The following is a 21,131-nucleotide window of genomic DNA, read 5'->3' as shown; positions in this document are numbered from 1 at the left end:
TCAGCGCCTTGGTGCGTCCTTCAACAGATCAACATAGCGCCGGGAAGCCAAGGCGCCGCCAGTGTGACGACACCTTGGCAGATCAATATCAGGCGTGCGAATGCGCCTCGACATGATGCTTGGCGGCTTCGCCGGCATGATGATCGGCCTGGAGGCCATGACCATGCGCAACGTGCGCGTGATGGCCCGAAAGGTGATGCTCACCCTCTTCGTGGTGCTTGGCGGCTTCGCGATGATGCTCGGCGGCCTTTTCGTGATGGTCGGCGGCGGCTTGATGATGCTCGGCTTTGTTCAAGGTGCTCATTTTTTTCTCCCCAGAAAGGCGGCTGGAGCCGCGAACAAACCCTGCCGGGCCAAGATGCCAAAGCGGTGACATTCGCATGAAGGATTGGCGAATTTCGGGGAGAGATTGTGGAATAAAAACAAATGTTTAGCGTAGACTCGCTGCGGAAAAATTGTTTCTCGAAAGTCGCGGCGGCGAGAAAAATCGAACCATTTCAAGCTCGTGAGATCGGGCTTGGCGTTGCGCCGGGGCCACAGGCCCGCACCAATTTACGTGGATGTCCGGGCGGCCATAGTTTCGTCCGGGGCCGCCCCTTACGTTGATAGACTTCGTATTTGAAGATGATTTGGCATCGCTGGGACAACATGGTGAGCGACGCCGACGACAAAGAGAAGACGCCGCGCCCTGAAAAAGCTTCGGAGCGGGCGCGCCTTGCGGAGGCGTTGCGCGAAAACTTGCGCCGCCGAAAGGTCCAAAACCGCGCACGCACAAAGAGCGGGGCAAAGACAGCCTCGGAGCCGGACTCGCCGGCTTAGTTCGATTTAGGGGGACAGATGGATCGCATCCGGATTGTAGGCGGACACGCGCTTGAGGGGACGATCGCCATCTCCGGTGCCAAGAATGCAGCCCTGCCCCTGATGATCGCGTCAATGCTGACGCGGGACACGCTGACGCTCGAAAACATTCCGCGCGTCGCCGATGTCGGCATGCTCCTCCAAATCCTAAGCCATCACGGCGTCGATTACAGCGTCGATGGCCGCCGCCCCGGCGATGATCCGCATGCCAGCCGCACTCTGCACCTCACCGCGCGCGACATTGTCGACACGACGGCGCCATATGATCTCGTCGCCAAGATGCGCGCGAGCTTCTGGGTCATCGCGCCCCTCGTCGCCCGGATGGGCGAAGCCCGCGTATCGCTGCCGGGCGGCTGCGCCATCGGCACGCGGCCGGTCGATCTTCTGCTCATGGTGCTCGAAAGGCTCGGCGCTGAGATCGAGATTGAATCCGGCTATGTCCGCGCCACAGCAAGGAATGGACTGGTTGGGGCGGAAATCCATTTCCCGAAGGTGACCGTCGGCGGCACGCATACCGCCCTCATGGCCGCGTCACTGGCCAAGGGCCATACGTTGATCACCAATGCCGCCTGCGAGCCGGAAGTCACCGACGTCGCTGACTGCCTCATCAAAATGGGCGCCAAGATCAAAGGCGTTGGCCAATCGACACTAGAGGTCGAGGGCGTCGGCTCGTTGTCGGGCGCGACGCATTCCGTTGTGCCGGATCGCATCGAGGCCGGCACCTATGCGATGGCGGTGGCGATGGCCGGCGGCGATGTGCTCCTGGAGCGCGCGTCGCCCGATCATCTCGGCTCGGCGCTGGAAGTTCTCGGTCAGGCTGGCGCCGCGATCACGATCAACAACGAAGGCATTCGCGTGCGCCGCAACGGGGCCGGCATTTCGCCCGTCGATGTCGAGACGGCGCCCTTCCCCGGCTTCCCTACCGATCTGCAAGCGCAGTTCATGGCGCTGATGACCAAGGCCAAGGGCAATTCGCGCATCACCGAGACGATCTTCGAAAATCGTTTCATGCATGTGCAGGAGCTTGCCCGGCTCGGCGCGCAAATTCGCCTCGACGGCGACGTCGCCTATGTCAAAGGTGTCAAGGAACTGCAGGGCGCGCCGGTGATGGCGACCGATTTGCGCGCCTCCGTCTCGCTCGTCATCGCGGCGTTGGCGGCGAAAGGTGAGACGGTTGTGAACCGCGTCTATCACCTTGATCGGGGTTTCGAGCGACTGGAGCAGAAACTCGGCCGGTGCGGCGCAGTGGTCGAACGGATCTCGGGCTCGAACTAAATAAGTCTGCGCCTTGATCTTTCCGTACCGCCTCCTCACATGCTTGTTATCGCCTATGAAGGAGGAACCTGCGCCATGACGGCCCCGCTGCGTCTGATCGCTCTCGATACCGAAGATCTCGCGATCATGTCCGCGCATCTGCAGGACTCGCTCGTCACCGTAGGCGACATGGCTTATCTGCCGCGCTCCAAGCGCTTTGCGGCGGTTGCCGCCCGCTTCGACTGGGTTGCCGAGGCCGAAGGCAAGAAGGAGCGCTGCGAGACCGGCTTCCACTTTGAGCGGGTTTTGAAGGTTTCGCGCAGCGGCTTCTCCCAGCAGGACCCGGCGCAGCGCTTGATGCTTCTGAGCGTCGCGTTCGCGGAGACCGATAGCCCTGCGGGGCAAGTCGTCCTGACGTTTTCCGGCGGTGCCGCCATCAAACTCGATGTCGAATGTCTCGAAGCCCAGGTGCAAGACCTTGGACGCCGTTGGACCTGCACAGCATGCCCGAACCACGATCTCGAGGAAGTTTCGCAGAAACAGGCGAGTTAGTTTCCGCCGCAATCGAAATATCTGCGCAATTCGGCTAAGCTGACCCACGTGTTTGAGAGCCTCTATCAATCCTTCACCGACAGCGCCGATGCGTCGCAATCCGCGGCGCGGCTCGCGGCCTTGCGAGCCGAACTAAAGAAGCACGGGATCGACGGCTTCATCGTGCCGCGCGCCGACCGGCATCAGAACGAATATGTTCCGCCCTCAGAAGAACGGTTAGCCTGGCTCACCGGCTTTACCGGTTCGGCCGGTCTCGCGATCGCGCTTCAGGATTGCGCGGTTCTCTTTGTCGATGGCCGCTATACAATCCAGGTGCGCGAACAGGTCGATCTGAAGGTTGTTGAACCTGTTGCTCTCGCCGCGACAAACCCGGAAAAATGGCTCGAAGGCAATCTGCGCGCGGGTGCGAAGCTTGGTTACGACCCTTGGCTTCATACGCCGGGACAGATCGAACGCTACGAGAAAGCCGTCAAGGCAGCCGGGGCGGAACTCGTTGCTGTCGAAAAAAATCCGATCGATACGATCTGGGCGGAGAGGCCACAGCCGCCGCACGGTGCCGTCAAACGCCATCCGCCAAAGCTTGCGGGCGAGTCGGCCAAGAAAAAACTTGCACGCGTGACCACCGCGCTCGGCAAAGCCGACGCGTTGCTGATCAGCGATCCGCATGCAGTGGCGTGGGTGTTCAACATCCGCGGACAGGATGTGGATCACACGCCCCTACCGCTGGCTTTCGTGCTCATCACGCGCGACGGCTCACCGCGCCTCTATATCGAAGCCGCGAAGCTGAATTCTAATGTGCGCGCCTATCTCGAAGAGCACACTGATATTGCGGACCCGGCAGCGCTCGAAGACGATTTGACGCGCCTTGGCATCGAAACGAAACGCGTTCTCTTCGATGCCGCGACGGTTCCCGCGAAACTGACGCGGCTTCTCAAAGAGGCCGGCGGCACCGCGGACGTCGGCGCGGACCCGATTGCGCTGATGAAGGCGCGCAAGAATCCCGCCGAGCTTGAGGGCACACGTGCCGCGCATCTGCGCGACGGCATTGCGATCGTTCGCTTCCTTCGCTGGTTTTCCGAAGAAGCTGCACAGGGCGGATTGACCGAGATCGCGGCGGCGCAAGCGCTCGAAACCTTTCGCCGCGAGACCGGCTTATTGAAGGATGTTTCCTTCCCGACCATTTCGGCCGCCGGCCCGAATTCGGCGATCCCGCATTATCGCGTGACGGAAGCGACGAACCGCAAGATCAAGCGTGGCATTTTCCTCGTCGATTCCGGCGCGCAATACGAAGACGGCACGACCGACATTACCCGTACGCTGGCCGTCGGCGCGCCGACGCAGGAAATGCGCGACCGTTTCACGCGTGTGCTCAAGGGACACATCGCCATCGCACGCGCATTGTTTCCGCAGGGCACATCGGGCGCACAAATCGATGCTTTTGCCCGCCTGCCATTGTGGCAAGCCGGTCTCGATTTCGATCACGGTACGGGCCATGGCGTCGGCTCCTATCTATCGGTCCATGAAGGACCGCAGCGCATCTCGAAACTCAGCAATGTCGCGCTGGAGCCCGGCATGATCCTGTCGAACGAGCCCGGCTATTACAAAGCCGGACACTTCGGCATTCGGATTGAAAATCTCGTCGTCGTCACGCCCATCAAGATCAAGGGCGCCGAGCGCGACATGCTCGGATTTGAGACGATCACCTACGCGCCAATCGATCTCACGCTCGTCGAACCAAAATTATTGGATCGGAACGAAATCGCGTGGCTTGACGCTTATCACGCAAAAGTCCGCAAACTCATTTCGTCGCATCTCGACCCCGGCGAACGCGAATGGCTCAAGCAAGCAACGCAGCCGATCAACAACGCAAAGCCGGCAAAGCGCCGCAAGGGCAAGCATGGCCGGCATTGAAAATGTCTCGGATACGGCTTTCTGGGTCGCGCATTATCGCGCGAAGGAAAGCGCGCGGCCTGATGCGCTCTTCCATGATCCGCTCGCCGGGCGCCTCGCGGGCACACATGGCGAAGAGATCGCCCGCGCCATTCCCGGTCGGGTAATGACGGGCTGGATCATTTCGCTGCGCACTTGCATCATCGATGACTTTCTGCGTTTCGCCATCGAGCAAGGTGTCGACCTTGTACTCAATCTCGGCGCCGGCCTCGACACCCGGCCCTATCGGTTGGATTTCATCGACAAGGTCACATGGGTCGAAGTCGATTATCCGGCGATGATCGCCTACAAAGATGAGCAGCTTGCTGGCGAGGCGCCACGCTGCCAGCTCGAACGGGTCAAACTCGATCTCGCAGATACAGCGGCGCGACAGAAGTTCCTTGCTGAGATGAACGCACGCGGCAAAAACATTCTCGTGCTGACGGAAGGCGTGCTGCCATATCTCAGCAATGACGAGGTCAGCGCGCTCGCTGACGATTTGCGCAGACAGGAAAATATCCGCTTCTGGATCGCCGATTATATGGCAGCGGAGGTTCAAAGATTCCGGCGGCGGCTGTCGCGACGGCACTTGCGCAACGCTGCGTTCAAATTCGCACCGGGCGATTGGTTCGAATTTTTCGTGCGACGCGGCTGGCAAAGCAAAACGATGCGCTATTATTTCGAAGAATCGATCAAGCTCAATCGGCCGATCAAACTGCCATTGCCCTATCGGCTTGTGATGGGCGTGCGCTGGCTTTTCGCAACACGCCAACAGCGAGAGAATTTCGGCAAATTCGCAGGTTTCGCGCTGCTCGTTCCCGAGGATCGATAGTTCAATCGCGCGCGTCGGCGACGAGCTTCAGCCACGCATCTTCATCGATCGTCTCGACACCGAATTCTTTTGCCTTGGCGAGCTTTGAGCCGGCGCCCGGCCCCGCCACGACGAGATCGGTATTCCTCGAGACGGACGCCGCGACCTTGCCGCCGAGACGTTCTGCCTGCGCCTTGGCCTCATCGCGCGTCATGCGTTCAAGCGATCCGGTGAACACGATCGTCTTGCCGGCAACGGGGCTCGACGAGACGACCGCTTCCATCGGCGTCACCGTGACATAGTGGAGCAGTGCATCAAGCTCGGCTTCGTTATGCTTCTCGCCGAAGAAATCCGCGACGGCTTCCGCAACGATGGCGCCAAGCCCCTCGATATTGTCGATCTCCGCGCGCGCCTCAGAGCCCTCGCTCGCGATGCGCGCCGTCTGACGTAACGCCTCGAACGTTCCGAAATGGCGCGCGAGGCGACGCGCGTTGGTTTCGCCGACATGGCGAATGCCAAGGGCGAAAATGAAACGGTTCAGCGCAATCTCGCGCCGCGCCTCGATCGCAGCGAAAAGCTTACGCACCGAGGTCTGACCATAACCCTCGCGATTGGCGAGTTTCGTCAAGCTTTTCGCGTCACGTGCGGCGAGTGTAAAAATATCATCGGGCTTTGTAATCAGCCCGTCGGCATAGAATTGATCGATCTGCTTTTCGCCCAGTCCTTCAATGTCAAAGGCCAAACGCGAGACGAAATGCTTGAGGCGTTCCTTCACTTGCGCCGCGCAAATCAGACCTCCGGTGCAGCGGCGTACGACATCCGCGCGACCGGTTTTCGGATCGATTTCGCGAACGGCGGCCGAGTCGCACACAGGACATTTGTGCGGAAACTTATATGGCTCTGAACCTTTCGGCCGCTTTTCCAGAACAACGCCGATGATTTGGGGGATGACATCCCCAGCGCGCTGCAACCGTACGGTATCGCCGATGCGAATGTCTTTGCGCGCGATCTCATCTTCATTATGCAATGTCGCATTGGCGACGATGACGCCACCGACGTTGACCGGATCGAGCCGCGCAACGGGCGTCATGGCGCCAGTGCGGCCGACCTGAATTTCGATATCGCGTAGGATAGTTGTCGCCTGCTCCGCCGGAAATTTATGCGCAACAGCCCAACGCGGCGCGCGCGAGACGAAGCCCAGCCGTTCCTGCAAGGCAAGATCATCGACCTTATAGACGACACCGTCGATGTCGTAGCCAAGCGAAGCCCGGCCGCTTTCGATGTCATGATAATGGCGCAACAAGTCTGCTGCTGAATGGCAAAGCATTGTGAGTGGATTGACCGTGAACCCATATCGCTCGAATTTCCCGATCATCCCCATCTGGGTCGTTGACGGCATCTTGCTCACCTCACCCCAGGCATAAGCAAAGAAGTGCAACGGCCGCGATGCGGTGATCGCGGGATCAAGCTGCCGCAACGAGCCCGCTGCGGAATTGCGCGGATTGGCGAAGAGCGCCTTGCCGGCCTCCGCCTGGCGCGCGTTAAGCGCGGTGAAATCAACGCGCGTCATATAGATTTCGCCGCGCACCTCAAGCACGTCCGGCGGATCGTGCTTCAAGATATGCGGTATCTCGTGGATAGTTTTGACGTTTGCCGTGACGTCCTCGCCCTCATAGCCATCGCCGCGTGTTGCCGCGAGGACAAGCCGGCCGCGCTCATAGCGCAGCGAACAGGAAAGGCCGTCAATCTTGGGCTCAGCCGTCATCGCCAGCGGCGAGTCAGCGGCAAGTCCAAGGAAACGCCGGACGCGTGCGACGAATTCTTCGACATCGGAATCGGCGAAAACATTTCCGAGCGAGAGCACCGGCACTTTGTGGCGGACTTTGACGAATTTTTCTGACGGCGCCGCGCCAACGCGTTGGCTCAGCGATTTGTCGGTGACGAATTCGGGATGAGCCTTTTCCAGCGCCTCATAGCGTCGGCGCAACGCGTCATAGTCCGCGTCAGAAATTTCGGGCGCATCCTCGCGGTAATAAAGCGCATCATGATGCGCGATTTCGGCACCGAGGCGAACATATTCCGTGTGGGCGTCGGCGCTGTCAGCAGCGAGGAGAGTCTTTGGCTTTGTCACGCCGAAAATCTAGCGCATCGCGACCGAAAGAGGAAATCGATTTCACGCTGGTGCGGCGAATTCGACCATAAGCTTGGTCGTGTCCGCCTCACTCAATATTTTGATTCAATTGGGGCGCCACCAAAGGACTCAAATTTATAATTCAAGCCGAGACGCGCGATGTGATACATCGCGCGCGTGCCGAAGCCGACGATACCCGTGGCGGGACTATTAAGCTGATCCCAGCGTGCGCCGTTGAAATCGTACAGATACTCCGCTTTCACCGAAAAATGGTCGGTGATCGCATATTCAGCGCCGATGCCGACAACACCAAAATTTGGAAATACACCGGCGTGTGTCTGCGTCCGGGAAATGGAGACGCCAGCAACGTTGTAATAATTATCAACGGTCGCGTAGCTGAGACCGCCGGTCAGATACACGAGCAATCGGTCAAAAGCATATCCCAGCCGCAAACGTAGTGTCCCAAAATTCTCGAAGTCTGTTCCGATGCGGAGCGTGCGGCCGGACGCCGAAATATTTATCCATCCCTTCACGTCGCCCCAATCTGAATCGGCTTCGATGCCGATCAGGGCATGATTCAGGAACGGCAGACCCGAAATCGATTGATCTGAAAGCTCATAATTATAGCCGACCTGGCCGCCAATAACGGGGCCAGTCGAGGTGATGCCGCTGGTGCCCCCACCACCCGGTATACCTGGGGGAAAGTATTGATAGACAAAGGCGTAATGATCGAGGGCGACACCGCCGTTCACACCCGCATAAAGGCCCGTCCAGCTGAACACTGGTGGCGGCGGTGCGAAGACCGGCGCTTTTTCGGTCGGCAGATCGGCGGCGAATACCGCCCCACACGAAGCAAGCGCGCCAAGTAGAAAAAAGGCAGTGACGGCGCCGCGAATTCTCGGTTGAGAGATGTTTGCAAAAATCATCAATCACGTGCTCAAATTCGAAGACCACAATGCCGGACCGTCAGGGCGCTGCAAGCCTAAGCGTACCCGGGCGTTGAAATTCGCCGACGAGTGGCATTCGCGCAGCACTTATCTTTGACGCCGGCATCACGCGCGGGGCGACAGTCGAAGAGCTCCACGGTCGATAAGCTTTGGGAAAATCGCTGGATTTTCGATTTAGCCGCGGCTGTTCATCAGCCGACTGGCGGCCGCCCGCGCTTCGGCAGTAATTGTTGCGCCTGCGAGCATCCGCGCAATTTCTTCACGACGAGCGGCTTTCGTGAGAGTCAAAACACGGGTCGCGACGCGCTCGCCCTCGCCCATAGCATCCTTGGTGATTCGAAAATGCTCGCCGGCCTGCGCCGCCACCTGCGGGGCATGGGTCACGGCGAGGACCTGAATGCCGCCCGCGAGTCGGGCAAGCCTTTGGCCGATCGCATCGGCGACGGCGCCGCCCGCGCCGGTATCAATCTCATCGAAGACGAGCGTGGGCGCCGAGCCACGATCTGCCAGGACGACTTTGAGCGCCAACATGAAGCGCGCCAATTCGCCGCCCGATGCGACCTTCATCAGCGGCCCGGGACGCGTGCCGGGATTGGTCTTCACCCAGAATTCGACTTGATCGATGCCCTCAGAAGTTCCGGCGGCAGCATCGGTCTGCAATTTCACGATGAATTCGGCGGTCTCCAATTTTAACGGCGGCAACTCGATATTGACGGCACGTTCGATCTCGCCAGCGGCGAGCCGGCGTGCCGCAGACAAAACCTCTGCCGCGCCGTCATATGCCGCCGCCGCGCTTGTGACCGCGTCGCGAAGCCGGACCAGCCGGGATTCGCCAGCTTCGAGCCGCGAGAGATCGTCGCCGATTTTGTCCTTCAACGCCGGCAACGCTTCGACGACAACGCCGAATTTGCGGCTCGCAGCGCGCAGCGCAAACAGCCTCTCCTCGACCTGCTCCAATTCGCCCGGATTGTCGCCGGCGATGCGCAACGCTTCGTCGAGCGCCTGGCGTGCGGCATCGAAGGCGGACAGCGCCGCATCGAGAGCATCGACGGCCGGCGCCAACAGATCAGGCGCCTGAGACCGCCGCCGTTCTAGCCGCCGCAGGGCTGAGGCGATCGCGCTCATCGGTGCGCCATCTCCGCCGATCGCCTCAGCGGCGTCGCGCAATTCACCGCTGACCTTCTCGGCCTGCATCAAGGCCTGCCGACGCTCGGCAAGCGCCGCCTCTTCGCCGGGTGCGGCGGCAAGCTTGGTCAATTCGGCATGCGCATGGGTCAGATAATCAGCCTCGCGCCGCGCCTGTTCGACGCGCGATTCTTCCGCCGCATAGACGGCTTCCGCTGCGCGGAGGGCTTTATAGCTGGCACGAACGGCTTCGCGCTCGCCAGCAAGGCCGCCGAACGCATCAAGCAATTGGCGGTGCGCGTCGGCGTTGACGAGGGCGCGGTCGTCATGCTGGCCATGGATCTCGACAAGCTCGCGCGCGATCGCGCGCAGGGCCTGGGCGCTGACCGGCTGATCATTGACGAAGGCGCGGGTGCGCCCGTCTCCCATCTGGACACGGCGCAGGATCAGCGCTCCATCGACATCGATATCTTGCGTCTGCGCGGCTATGAGCGCGGGATGGCTCAGGGGCAGATCGAACACGGCCGTCACCTGACCCTGGCCTGCCCCCTGACGGACAAGCGTGCCGTCGCCCCGCGCGCCGAGCGCGAGGGAAAAAGCATCGAGCAGGATGGATTTGCCGGCGCCGGTCTCGCCGGTGAGCACCGTCAGGCCGCGATCGAACTCAAGATCGAGCTTTTCGATCAGCACGATGTCGCGGATAGCGAGCTGAGCGAGCATAAGGCACCCTACGCGGACAGCGGACACCGCGGAAGCGAAAGCAGAGCAGCTAGACCAGAATCGTGCGAGAATAAAGCATGAACATGACCCTTCGAGCAAGGGCCACGCTGGCGCTCCCGTTCAATATTAGCCGACGCTGTGGAAGACCTTGGAAATCCAGGAGCCCGTATCTTCGTGCGGCTGCAAACCACCCTGCTGCAACCTCGCATAGGCATCCTTGTACCAAGGTGAGTCCGGAAAATTATGCCCGAGAACGGCGGCCGCGGTCTGCGCCTCGTTGACGATGCCGAGGGCCAGATAGGCTTCCTCCAGCCGCAGCAATGCTTCCTGGGTGTGGCGCGTATTCTGATAATTTGCCAGAACATCGCGGAAGCGATTGATCGCGCCGGTGTAGTCGTGCTGTTGCAGATAGTAGCGCCCGACCATCATATCCTGGCCGGCGAGCTGATCGCGCGACACCTGCAGCTTATAGCGCGCATCGTCCGCGTATTGCGATTTCGGAAATTTATCGATGAGCTGCTGGAAGACGATCGCGGCCTTCTTCGCCCGGTCCTGATCGCGGCTCACGTCCGGAATCTGATTATAATAGGACATGGCCTCGAGATAATAGACATAGTCGAGATCGGGAGCCGACACATAACGGCCGATGTAACGTTGCGCGGTACCGATCGCATCGTCGTAATTGCCGTTCTGGTATTGCGTGAACGTCTCCATAAGCAGCGCTTTACGTTCCCATTGCGAGAACCCGTATTGCTTCTCGAGCGCCGAATATTTCTTCGTCGCCTTGTCGTAATCGTGCGAATTGATGTCGACGAGGCCCTGATTATAGAGCGTCTCAGCCGGAGTATCAGGGACGACTTTGGTCTCGTATTTTTCGCCGCTGAAGATGTTCATCGGGTTGAACGAACCGAGCGAGTCGAGCGAGTTCGAGCAGGCCGCGATCGGCAACGTGAGCATCAAAATGCCGATGGCTTGCAGGCCAATGCGCAGGCCGTGACGGCGAACGGGGCGTTGCGGAACCAAGGCTACAGGCATGTTGGACAACTCGACCATGGCTCGACGAAGGACCGGGCCGGGTGTGCGACAGTATCCGCTTCACCCCAGCCGTCAGCTAACTCCTCGGCTGGATAAGAGGCATTTCTGTGGCAAATGCAACCCACTCAGCCCTCTCAGTATCCGGGACACCGCGGGAAATCACGGCTCTAACGTCCACCGCCGATGGCACACGGGAACTTCGTGGCCGATCTGCCACGCCGATTATATTTATCCCTGTCAGCACACGCGCGAAATGCGTGCGGTGCGGCGGATGAAACGAGAGAAGAACATCGGCGCTTGTAGTGTGCACGTATAAACGTAACTAGCCGGGCGATGCCCGGCTAGAAAGATTACAGAAAGACGCTTCCGTGGATCAGTTCGATTGGCGGCGCAGGAACGCCGGGATCTCCAATTGATCGTCTTCGATCGAGCGTGGCGCCGGCGCACGGCCCTGATGGGCGTCGATCGCAGACTGGACCTGCCGCGGCGCGGGCTGTGTGGGCCGCTTGCCATATTCGGCATGCACGTTACCCGGCTGAGCGTGGCGCGGTGTAGGCGCCGCGATCCGCGCCACCGACTCGCGCACTGGAACGTTCACCTGACGCGGCGGTTCATCGTGCCGGCTGACGCCGAAAGCTGCCAAGCGTTCCAGCAGGGTTTTGCGATGCGGTGCATCGATTGGCTCGGCGTGCTGGGCGCGAATCTGCTTTTGGGCCGGCATGGGCAGATCCTCGATCTGCGGCATGCGCTGGGCACGGACAACCGGCGATTCCGCTGCCGGGGGAATAAACGGGCCAGCATCGAAGGGTTCGGGCTCGGGCAATTGCGCGGGCTCAGGTTCGACATATTGCGGCGCAGAGGCGCGCGCGGGCTGCAGATGCACGCCGCGCGTCGTCGTTGACTGAACGGCCTGCGCTGCGGGTGCCGGCTCCGCGTAAGTCACCGGCTCTTCGTAACGCGGCGCTGGCGCTTCTGCCGCCGCGCGGCGCTCCGCCAGAATTTCGCTCGTGCGAACTTCGGCGCGAATCCGCGGCCGTTCCGTCACTTCGGCGATCCGCGTTTCAATGGGGTTGAACGCCCGCATGTCTTCGCTGTCGATGCCCGTTGCGACGACCGAAACACGGACCATGCCGTCGAGATTTTGGTCGAAGGTGGCACCGAGAATGATGTTGGCGTCTTCGTCGACTTCCTGGCGGATGCGGCTCGCCGCCTCGTCGACTTCGTAAAGCGTGAGATCGTTGCCGCCAGTGATCGAGATCAACAGGCCGCGCGCGCCCTTCATCGACACTTCGTCGAGGAGCGGATTGGCGATAGCGGCCTCGGCCGCGAGGATCGCGCGCTTCTCGCCTGTCGCCTCGCCGGTGCCCATCATGGCCTTACCCATTTCGCGCATCACGGCGCGAACGTCGGCGAAATCGAGATTGATGAGGCCCTCTTTCACCATCAGATCGGTGATGCAAGCGACGCCCGAATAAAGAACCTGATCGGCCATCGCGAAGGCGTCGGCGAATGTGGTCTTTTCGTTGGCGATGCGGAACAGGTTCTGATTGGGGATGACAATCAGCGTATCGACCGACTTCTGCAATTCAAGGATGCCTGAATCGGCGACGCGCATGCGCCGCACGCCTTCGAACTGGAACGGCTTGGTTACGACACCGACCGTGAGGATGCCGAGTTCACGCGCGGCGCGCGCGATGACCGGGGCAGCGCCCGTGCCCGTACCGCCGCCCATGCCGGCAGTGACGAAGCACATATGTGCACCTGCGAGATGATCTCGGATTTCTTCGATAACTTCTTCAGCTGCGGCGCGGCCGACTTCCGGTTGGGAACCAGCGCCCAGACCTTCCGTGACCTGCATGCCCATCTGTATGATGCGCTCGGCGCGAGATGACATCAAAGCTTGGGCATCGGTATTCGCGACGATAAAGTCGACACCAATGAGGCCCGAAACGATCATGTTATTGACGGCATTGCCCCCGGCGCCGCCGATGCCGCACACCATGATGCGGGGCTTCAGTTCTCTCAGCTCTGGAGCCTTAAGATCGATCGACATTTTTTGGCCTCATGACGTTGGAGCGCTTTAAGAGCGCCCGCTTGTTATCCCATTACGCCGAAGAACGAATCAGCCGCCGCGCTTAATCGTTCTTCTTCATACCAACTAAAAACTTTCTCTCAACCATTGCCCTACGCGGGCGAAGTAACCGTTTGTGCCGTCCGCAGATTCCGCCGCGCGCCGACGCGGACGGAAATATTCGATCTTCGCAGCCTGCGGATAGACCAGCAGACCAACAGACGCAGAGAAGCTAGGGCTCTTCGCCGACTCCGGAAGTCCCTGAATTCCCAATGGCCTGCCGACACGAATTTGACCTGAAAGTATGCGCTTTGCCGCTTCCGTCATGCCTGTCATCTGACTCGCGCCACCCGTCAGAATGAAACGAGAGGCCGAGGTCGCCGGAAAGCCGGCTTTCTTCAGGCGGTCACGTACAAGCTCCAAAATTTCTTCGACGCGCGGACGAATTATTCGCACCAGTTGCGATTTTGGCACATGGGTCGGCTGATCGCCGTCGTCACCCGCCAGCGTCACCGCAATCGTTTCGCGCTCGTCGGAGACCGAAGCGATACAAGCGCCGTAAAGCGTCTTGAGACGTTCGGCGTCTGCAAGCCTTGTATTCAAACCACGTGCGATATCCATCGTAACATGATTGCCGCCAAGCGCCAGTGCATCGACATGGACGAGTCCGCCGCCGAAGAAGACTCCGACCGAGGTCGTGCCGCCGCCCATATCGATAACGGTCGTGCCGAGTTCGACTTCGTCGTCAACCAATGCGGCAAGGCCCGCGGCATAGGGCGTAGCAACAACGGCCTCAACCACGAGATGGCAGCGCTCGACCGCGAGCATCAGATTGCGCACCACCGTCGCGTCGCCGCTGACGACATGCATATCGGCGCTGAGCTCGTCGCTCATCATCCCCTTCGGATCGCGGACGTTGCGCATGTCGCCAAGGGTGAAGCCGGTCGGCAATGAATGAAGGACGGCATTGCCCTGTGCCATCGTTCGTGTGGCGCAGGCTTCGAGCACCCGATGCACGTCGGATTCCGTGACAGCGCGGTCACCGATGCGGACCGAAGCCTGATAATGCTGCGAACCGATCCGGCCGCCGGTATTATTGACGATGACGCTTTCGACCTGAACACCGGCCATGCGCTCAGCCGCATCGACCGCACGCCGGATCGCGCCTTCCGCGGCCTCAAGGTCGACGATTACGCCGCCTTTCAGCCCGGCCGAACGCTGATGGCCAATGCCGAGAACCCGGCAGCGATGCGTGCGCCCGCGCAACGCCTCAGGCGCCTCGATAGGATCGAGCCGCGCGATCAGGCACACGACTTTCGATGTGCCGATATCGAGTGCCGACAGGATGGCGGTTTTACGCGCGGAAAGCGCCCGCATACGCGGCGGCAGGCTCATGTCCGCGCGCCTTTCAATTTGGATTTCTGCGCCAGAGCGGCGGCACGTTCAGCCGCGGCATTTTCCGACAGCCGGATAAACATCCGGCCCGGAACACGCAGGTCGACCGACAAGATGTCCTTGTCGAGGATGTGATCCTCGCGCTGCATCCGGGCAAGTTCGGCAATCGCCGCGGCGGCGCCGATTTCCGGCAGCGCGACTTCGACCTGATTGTCGATCTTTAACGTCCAGCGCCTTTGGGCGACGAGAATTCCGGCCTTGATCCGCGTCCGCAGATCACCGGCTGCATCAAGCAGCGCGACATATTCGTCAAGCCGCGCATTGGCACCGGTGCCGACGACGAGCGGCAAAGCCGCAAAACGCTGGTCGTCATAAGTATCTATTGCCGTGCCATCCACGGCGACGATCTTCACCGTGCCATCCATCTGCCAGAGCGCGTAGGGTTTGCGCTCCTCAACATCGATGACAACGTGACCGGGGAAGAGCTTGGTGATGCTCGCGTCCTTGACCATGGGCAGTGCCCTGAGACGTGCGCGCACCGCCTGAACGTCAAGGAACGGCAATGAATTCTTCGGGCCAACGCCGCTCGCGGTAATGACTTCCTGCTCGGTCAAAGCGTGTGCGCCGGAGATCGTGATGGTCCGAATGGCGAAGCCTGCGACCCGGGCGGCATAATCCGGCACACTGCCTTCGGCCGTAACGAAAGTGGAATATTCACCGCCAAGCCATGCACCATAGAGTCCGACTCCGATGAACAGCAGCAACGCGACAAGCGTGCCCACACCCGGCACAATGAAAAGTGCGAGGACGCGGTTCGCCGAAGACGACACACGCCGGCCAGAGGCACGGCGGCCGTAATCAGCGCTGAAAACCAGCGCCGGCGCTATATGGACAACTCCCGCATGGACCGGAGCGGAGGGTTGGAAGCCTTCGAAGGCCTCCCTCACCGGTCGCAGGAGGCGTCTTCCACCATCCATTTGACGAGCTCACCGAATGTCAGGCCGGCATACGCGGCGATTTCGGGCACAAGCGACGTGGCGGTCATGCCGGGCTGCGTGTTGACCTCAAGAATGACGATTTCGCCCGTACCTCCGGGGCGGTCGTCATAACGGAAGTCAGCACGGCTTACACCGCGACACCCAAGCGCCTTGTGCGCCTTGAGCGTCGACTCTTGAACAAAGTGGTAAATATTTTCTTTAAGATTTGCCGGAAGTTCGTGAACCGATCCCCCAGCGGCGTATTTGGCGTTGTAATCGTACCAACCGCCGTCCGAGGCTTTGATTTCAATGACATCATAGGCTTTGCCGTCGATGACCGCGCAGGTCAGTTCACGGCCTGCGACATAACGCTCAACGAGGACCTCCTCGCCATAAAGCCAGTCCTCCCGCGTTAACTCTTGTGGCGGATGAAGCCGATCTTCCTTGACGATGAGAACCCCAAATGAAGAGCCCTCGGCCAGCGGCTTCACCACATAGGGCGGCGGAAGAACATGCGTCTTGGCGGCGGTCAGACGATCGACCGTCCGGCTTTCGGCGACCGGCAGACCGGCCGCCTTCAAGACGTCTTTGGCGCGATCTTTTCGCATCGCCAGTGCAGAGGCGAGCACGCCGGAATGGGTATAGGGAATCCCGAGCATTTCGAGGACGCCCTGAATGATTCCGTCCTCGCCGAATGGGCCATGAAGCGCATTGAAAGCGACATCGGGCTTGAGATCAGCGAGAACCTGCCCGACGTTTCGATCGACATCGACCTCGGTGACCTGAAACCCCTGTTCCGCCAGCGCCTTGGCGCAAGCGGTTCCCGAATTTAGCGACACGCCTCGCTCAGCGGAAATCCCGCCCATCAAGACGGCAATGTGCTTTTTCATTGATATTTCCGAAAGTTACCGCTGGATATTCCGCTGAAAGCCGATATGCGGCTCTTTCAGATTGAAACGAAAAAACACTTTTTTAACCATGATTTACTCGGACGGCTTCGACAAAAACTTGAACCCCTGCCCGGTCAGGACTTTCACCGCCGCCTGCGAGCTTAGGAATGCCTCAAACGTCGCCGCGTCCGCGTTCTTCGAGCTTGCCAGAATGGTAACAGGATAGACGATGGGCGCGTGGCTGTCGGCGGAAAAAACATCGACAACACGAACTTTCGGCTCGGCCTTCGCGTCCGTTTTGTAGACGACGCCAAATTTGGCTTCGCCCCGCGCAACGAGCGCCAATGCATCGCGAACATTATTGGCCTGCGCCAATTTCGGCTCGACCGCGCTCCAGACGCCAAGCTTGGTGAACGCGTCTTTGGCGTAGATGCCAGCGGGGCAAGAGGCGATTGTGCAAACGGCGATCTTGCCGTCGCCAGTTGCTTTCGCGAGATCGAAGCCCGGCTTGATCTTAAGACTCGTATCGCTTCCGGCCGGCTCGACCAGAACGAGATCGTTGCCCAGAAGGTCGCGCCGCGTTCCTTTTGCGAGAAGATTTTTCTTTTGCAGGTAATCGACCCATTTGGTGTCCGCCGAAATGAAAACGTCGGCCGGCGCGCCCTGCTCGATCTGCTTCGCCAGCACGCCCGAGGAGCCATAGGAGAAGATGACTGTCTTGCCCGTGTCCTTGGCAAAAATCGGTTGGATCGCATTGAGAGCGGTCGCCAGGCTGGCCGCGGCGAAGACGACAACCTTCCCGTTTGCCTGCGCCGATGCCCCGTGTCCCGTGCCCAGGATGGAGACCCCGATCGCACAAAAAGCCATGATCCGTCGGATGGAAATAGACATGTCTTCCCTCAGAATTGCGGTCGGCGGCACGCCGAAACCTCCGGCTTTATGCAATGATTAACGCGCCCTGTGCAATAATGAACTATGCACAAGCTTACATAGCTTGTGACGCGAAATAACCTGCGGCCCTGCGTCTGCCGAATGCCGCATCGGTGCGTATTCTGAGTAGCCAATGCCTTCGCCATCTGATTTCCGGGCTGCCGATGCGCCGCTGATCGAAGCCGTCAAAGTGGACGATCCGCGCACAAGGCCGGGCGAAGTGACGTATCGCGTTCTCGAACCCAGGCACGAACCCAAGCAAAAGAACGCCGATAAACGTGCCGAAGGGCGCCACCGGACACGCTTGCACTCAGGCAAGATCCTCGACCTCACCAATAAATTTCTCATCGACTGTCAGATCCACAATCGCTCGGCGCATGGTGCGCGCCTCATCCTGGCCGCGAAGGTCAAAGCGCCCCGGCGGTTTCGCCTTTTCAGCGATACCGACGGCGAGCTTGTTGACGCCAAGATCATTTGGCAACGCGGCCAGAATGTCGGCGTGACTTTTCTGGAAGAAAAGCCCGAAGCCCTTACGCTCGCGCAAATCACCGCGCTGCGTAAAAAGCTCTACGTCGTCTAAGCTCCAGATCAGCGCGCGACGATCAACCCGCGCGGCGTGACCACGACCCATTGGTCGCCCCGCCGCTCGATTGCGATAACGCGCCCCACGCCCGGCACCATCGTCCCAAGTCCGACGCGGTAAACCGCATCGTCTTTGCCAACGATGAGCGCCTCACCGTCGCGAACGTAATGCAACCTGTAATTACTGACGAGGGGCACATCGAAATCTATGGAGGGCGGGGGCGCGCTAGCGCGTGCCGCATGAATGGTGCCGGTCGCTATATAATCGATGCCTTTTCGATCAGCCGGCGGCGCGACCTCTGCGACAGATGCCGGGTCCTGGTAATTGGGCTGGGCAAAAATCATCAGATGCTCAAGACCATTGAATGCGGGCCGCGGATGGGCACTCATATAAATTGCGAAGCTCGCGCAAACGACCGCCGTGGCGCCGCCGACGCCGCCAAGTAAGCCGTCGACGATCGAGCCCCATCCAAGCCGCGCCGCAGCCTGCTGCAAGAGAGGCGGCGCCGTTGTCGCGCCATCTCCCTTGTCCGCAATCTTCGCCGATTTGTTCCGCATGGAGGAAGCCATAGCGCCACCGCCGATCTAGGGTCTGTTATCCGATGAATTCACGCGCATCCTTGAACGAGGCAAAGCGGCGCTGGCCGAGCAGCGTCTCGACTTCGATCGAGCCATCGCCAAACAGGATATAAGGACGGTCCTTCAAGCGGCCGCGCTCGACGACTTTGGTGACGGGCTTTTTGCTGACCGCTTCACCAGGCCGCGAGGTTCGCTCCAGCACCGTATCGAAAAAATTCTTCAGGGCGCTGAAGCCAGTCTGCAGAGCGCCAAGGATCGCGAGACCGAAGCCGCTCAAAATCGTCGCCTGCGCAATGACAGGCATATCGAACGGCATCTTATGTCCGATTGCCGCCGCGAAGATTTGCAACGTCGGCGCGCCCGATAACAACAGCGCCCAGCCGAACGCCACAACCATGAATCCGATCCAGGTCAATCGATCAAAAGCCATTTGCCCCTCCATCTTTCAAAATTTGAATCCCTCTTAAGCGGACCGTTCGACTCTCACTTCGGTATGTCGCTCTTGGGAACGAAGTTCATCGCCTGCACCAGCACGTCTTTGACGACGGCGGCGTGGAGGCGTTCATTGACGCGACGCGCCAGATCTTTGGTCATTCCGTTCACGTCGTATTTTTCGAGGTGACGGAAATCGATCGTGGTGTCGGAATAAACTTTGCGAAACGTCTCATCGAGGAGATAGGCGTCCGGAGGAATCGGTGCCTTCGCGTTCTGATCGTAGGTATAGCCGAGTTCGGCGACGACATAGCCTTGCACAGCGCCGTCAGCGATCATCGGGATAGAGATCGGCGGCAGTTTCTTATATTCCATCGCCGGAGACGATTGTTCTTTTGGGGGCGGTGCGACGGCATGGAATCCACTCACGAAAATCGCAGCGTAGGCGGCGGCCGACGTCAGCAAGCAGATCCAAACGCAGCTCGCAATCAGCTTGATCATGATTGCTCGTACCTGCGATTGATCGACGAAGAATATGTGCCGTCAGATTCTTCTGACTGGATCGCACGGGAGATGACGGCACAAACCTGGCGCACCGCCTTAAGGTGAATTTCGAGCGTTGCGAGATTGCGCTCTAGTTTGCCGCCCAAGCGTTCAAGCATCCCCCGCGCGCTGTCATCGTGCGCTTCCGAGCCGAGTGCGCGGAGCGAACGGCTCAATTCCAATATCGCGTGGCTCTTGCGATGGTTGAACTCGGAAAAATCGATGGGGCGGTATTGCTCAAGCGTCGCGGTCTCAAGATCGACAAGACGTTCGATGCGTTCGACCGTCTGCGAAAATGCCTCCCGCAGCGCCTGAACGCGCGCCACATCGGTTACGGCTGCATTGCCCGTTCGCCTCGGCAGCTTAATTTTTGTGAATTCCATCATTGCCGGCGCTCATCATGAATGTTTGGCGGTGGCGACAGGCAATACCCCGAGCGAAGCTTGCAGCTCCTCATGCGGGTGCCAGCCATGCCGCGCGTGAGCGGACTTTACGTGTTTGGAGCCGATGCCCAGATCGACGGTCTTCGACAGACTCGTCCCCAATTCCTGGGCGAGCATAGAACGCCACACACCGGCGCCGGTTTCGGAACCGAAAAAGCCGTCGTCATCGTCGGGCATCATGTTGTCGACGAGGTTTTCGAGGAGCAGCGCGGTAAAGCCCTGATAGGCCTTCGTCTGCGCCGTTTCTTTCACCTTTTCAGGCTGCGTATTGGCAAACCGCGGCTCAGCGATAGCCGGAAGGGACGACCGCGGCGCGTTGACCTTGCCCAAAACGTCGCGGAATTGAACATCATCGACGGCGCCGTCCGCTCCGAGACGCGTCAGCCGCTCCACCGCCGCCGTCGATTTCGCTGGATCGGCGGCTCGTGCAACGTCGAGAAGAATATCGGAAGGCGGTTTGATTGACACGCACGCATCCCCTTTGGGCACAGTCCGACGAACTGTATGAAGAAGATGAGCTAGCTGGCTTACCGGAGGCTTGCGCCTTTGCGGTTCAACTCCGCTTCAATCGTCGCGGCCAGATCGCGGCGCTCATCGAGACGACGCGTGTCTTCAGTCGCGGTTTCGAGTGCGCGCTCCACCTGCTTCGTTTGCCGTCGGCGTTCGAGCAGAACTTTCGCCTGATCTTCGATCTCTAGTGCCAGCCGGCGCTTGGCGCGGCCGACGGCCTGCAGTTTATCGGCAAGAGTTTTCATGTAGGCAGGCGTGTAGACATGATTCTCGTCGAGGTATGAGACAAGCCGCGCCTCGGTCGCTTCCGCGCTAAGCCGCTGACGCTGAAGCGTCGCGAGCTTAATTTCGCCGGTCTTGCGGAGGTCATTTTGCAAGCTCGCGATCCGACGCAGCGTCTCAAGTCTCTTCGGCATC

21 protein-coding genes are annotated in these 21,131 nt (G+C 59.9%); 6 read left to right on the top strand and 15 right to left on the bottom strand.

Features of this window, described 5'->3' with window-relative positions:
* The first annotated feature begins 100 nt into the window (after positions 1-100).
* The 5 genes from WDN02_RS11655 (at position 101) to WDN02_RS11635 (ending at position 5,425) form a co-directional block, all read left to right on the top strand.
* Positions 101-373 carry a hypothetical protein gene (locus WDN02_RS11655; protein ID WP_337293652.1) on the top strand — a complete coding sequence of 91 codons (273 nt, stop codon included), beginning with the start codon at positions 101-103 and terminating at the stop codon, positions 371-373.
* A 464-nt stretch (positions 374-837) separates the two neighbouring features.
* Positions 838-2,133 carry a UDP-N-acetylglucosamine 1-carboxyvinyltransferase gene (gene murA / locus WDN02_RS11650; protein ID WP_337293651.1) on the top strand — a complete coding sequence of 432 codons (1,296 nt, stop codon included), beginning with the start codon at positions 838-840 and terminating at the stop codon, positions 2,131-2,133.
* Positions 2,134-2,208: 75 nt separating this feature from the next.
* On the top strand, positions 2,209-2,664 hold the full coding sequence (locus WDN02_RS11645) for a DUF2948 family protein (protein WP_337293650.1): 456 nt from the start codon (positions 2,209-2,211) through the stop codon (positions 2,662-2,664).
* A 48-nt stretch (positions 2,665-2,712) separates the two neighbouring features.
* On the top strand, positions 2,713-4,575 hold the full coding sequence (locus WDN02_RS11640; RefSeq protein ID WP_337293649.1) for an aminopeptidase P family protein: 1,863 nt from the start codon (positions 2,713-2,715) through the stop codon (positions 4,573-4,575).
* The gene (locus tag WDN02_RS11635) at positions 4,562-5,425 is read left to right on the top strand and encodes an SAM-dependent methyltransferase (protein ID WP_337293648.1); all 864 of its coding nucleotides are present in this window, start codon (positions 4,562-4,564) and stop codon (positions 5,423-5,425) included. Before WDN02_RS11640 ends, WDN02_RS11635 begins: the two co-directional genes overlap by 14 nt.
* 1 nt (position 5,426) lies before the next feature.
* Here WDN02_RS11635 and ligA read toward each other — a convergent pair whose 3' ends face one another.
* The 9 genes from ligA to modA form a co-directional block, all read right to left on the bottom strand.
* Positions 5,427-7,535, bottom strand: coding sequence for an NAD-dependent DNA ligase LigA (gene ligA / locus WDN02_RS11630; protein WP_337293647.1), 2,109 nt, complete (start codon positions 7,533-7,535; stop codon positions 5,427-5,429).
* Between the two features lie 92 nt (positions 7,536-7,627).
* Positions 7,628-8,461: an outer membrane beta-barrel protein gene (locus tag WDN02_RS11625; protein WP_337294928.1), complete on the bottom strand. Its 834-nt coding sequence runs from the start codon at positions 8,459-8,461 to the stop codon at positions 7,628-7,630.
* 195 nt (positions 8,462-8,656) lie between these two features.
* Entirely contained in the window at positions 8,657-10,327 is a 1,671-nt protein-coding gene (recN, locus tag WDN02_RS11620) for a DNA repair protein RecN (protein WP_337293646.1), read from the bottom strand.
* Between the two features lie 126 nt (positions 10,328-10,453).
* Complete coding sequence (locus WDN02_RS11615) at positions 10,454-11,362, bottom strand: outer membrane protein assembly factor BamD (protein ID WP_337293645.1); 909 nt, start codon at positions 11,360-11,362, stop codon at positions 10,454-10,456.
* A 373-nt stretch (positions 11,363-11,735) separates the two neighbouring features.
* The gene (ftsZ, locus tag WDN02_RS11610; RefSeq protein WP_337293644.1) at positions 11,736-13,415 is read right to left on the bottom strand and encodes a cell division protein FtsZ; all 1,680 of its coding nucleotides are present in this window, start codon (positions 13,413-13,415) and stop codon (positions 11,736-11,738) included.
* 105 nt (positions 13,416-13,520) lie between these two features.
* The gene (gene ftsA / locus WDN02_RS11605; protein ID WP_337293643.1) at positions 13,521-14,828 is read right to left on the bottom strand and encodes a cell division protein FtsA; all 1,308 of its coding nucleotides are present in this window, start codon (positions 14,826-14,828) and stop codon (positions 13,521-13,523) included.
* Positions 14,825-15,805 (bottom strand): FtsQ-type POTRA domain-containing protein, encoded by a 981-nt coding sequence (locus tag WDN02_RS11600; protein ID WP_337293642.1) that lies wholly within the window; start codon positions 15,803-15,805, stop codon positions 14,825-14,827. The genes ftsA and WDN02_RS11600 overlap by 4 nt, the downstream gene beginning before the upstream one ends.
* Positions 15,772-16,695, bottom strand: a complete 924-nt coding sequence (locus WDN02_RS11595) for a D-alanine--D-alanine ligase (RefSeq protein ID WP_337293641.1) — start codon at positions 16,693-16,695, stop codon at positions 15,772-15,774. The genes WDN02_RS11600 and WDN02_RS11595 overlap by 34 nt, the downstream gene beginning before the upstream one ends.
* 93 nt (positions 16,696-16,788) lie before the next feature.
* Positions 16,789-17,586: a molybdate ABC transporter substrate-binding protein gene (gene modA, locus WDN02_RS11590; protein ID WP_337293640.1), complete on the bottom strand. Its 798-nt coding sequence runs from the start codon at positions 17,584-17,586 to the stop codon at positions 16,789-16,791.
* A gap of 172 nt (positions 17,587-17,758) precedes the next feature.
* On the opposite strand from modA, the gene WDN02_RS11585 reads away from it, so the two are divergent.
* Entirely contained in the window at positions 17,759-18,205 is a 447-nt protein-coding gene (locus WDN02_RS11585) for a PilZ domain-containing protein (protein ID WP_337293639.1), read from the top strand.
* A gap of 8 nt (positions 18,206-18,213) precedes the next feature.
* Here the strand turns inward: WDN02_RS11585 and WDN02_RS11580 are convergent, their stop codons facing one another.
* Genes WDN02_RS11580 through WDN02_RS11555 form a run of 6 tightly spaced genes read right to left on the bottom strand, consistent with a single transcriptional unit; the run spans position 18,214 to position 21,130 of the window.
* The gene (locus WDN02_RS11580) at positions 18,214-18,765 is read right to left on the bottom strand and encodes a hypothetical protein (protein ID WP_337293638.1); all 552 of its coding nucleotides are present in this window, start codon (positions 18,763-18,765) and stop codon (positions 18,214-18,216) included.
* Between the two features lie 37 nt (positions 18,766-18,802).
* Complete coding sequence (locus WDN02_RS11575) at positions 18,803-19,216, bottom strand: hypothetical protein (RefSeq protein ID WP_337293637.1); 414 nt, start codon at positions 19,214-19,216, stop codon at positions 18,803-18,805.
* Positions 19,217-19,269: 53 nt separating this feature from the next.
* Positions 19,270-19,719, bottom strand: coding sequence for a hypothetical protein (locus WDN02_RS11570; RefSeq protein WP_337293636.1), 450 nt, complete (start codon positions 19,717-19,719; stop codon positions 19,270-19,272).
* Complete coding sequence (locus WDN02_RS11565) at positions 19,716-20,147, bottom strand: flagellar protein FlgN (RefSeq protein ID WP_337293635.1); 432 nt, start codon at positions 20,145-20,147, stop codon at positions 19,716-19,718. Before WDN02_RS11565 ends, WDN02_RS11570 begins: the two co-directional genes overlap by 4 nt.
* A gap of 12 nt (positions 20,148-20,159) precedes the next feature.
* Positions 20,160-20,672, bottom strand: coding sequence for a hypothetical protein (locus WDN02_RS11560; RefSeq protein ID WP_337293634.1), 513 nt, complete (start codon positions 20,670-20,672; stop codon positions 20,160-20,162).
* Between the two features lie 59 nt (positions 20,673-20,731).
* Positions 20,732-21,130, bottom strand: a complete 399-nt coding sequence (locus WDN02_RS11555) for a hypothetical protein (protein ID WP_337293633.1) — start codon at positions 21,128-21,130, stop codon at positions 20,732-20,734.
* Position 21,131 lies beyond the last annotated feature (1 nt).

It is taken from the genome of Methylovirgula sp., assembly GCF_037200945.1.
Taxonomy (GTDB): domain Bacteria; phylum Pseudomonadota; class Alphaproteobacteria; order Rhizobiales; family Beijerinckiaceae; genus Methylovirgula.
The sequence above is the reverse complement of the archived record's forward strand: the minus strand, read 5'-3'. Positions and strand labels throughout refer to the sequence as shown.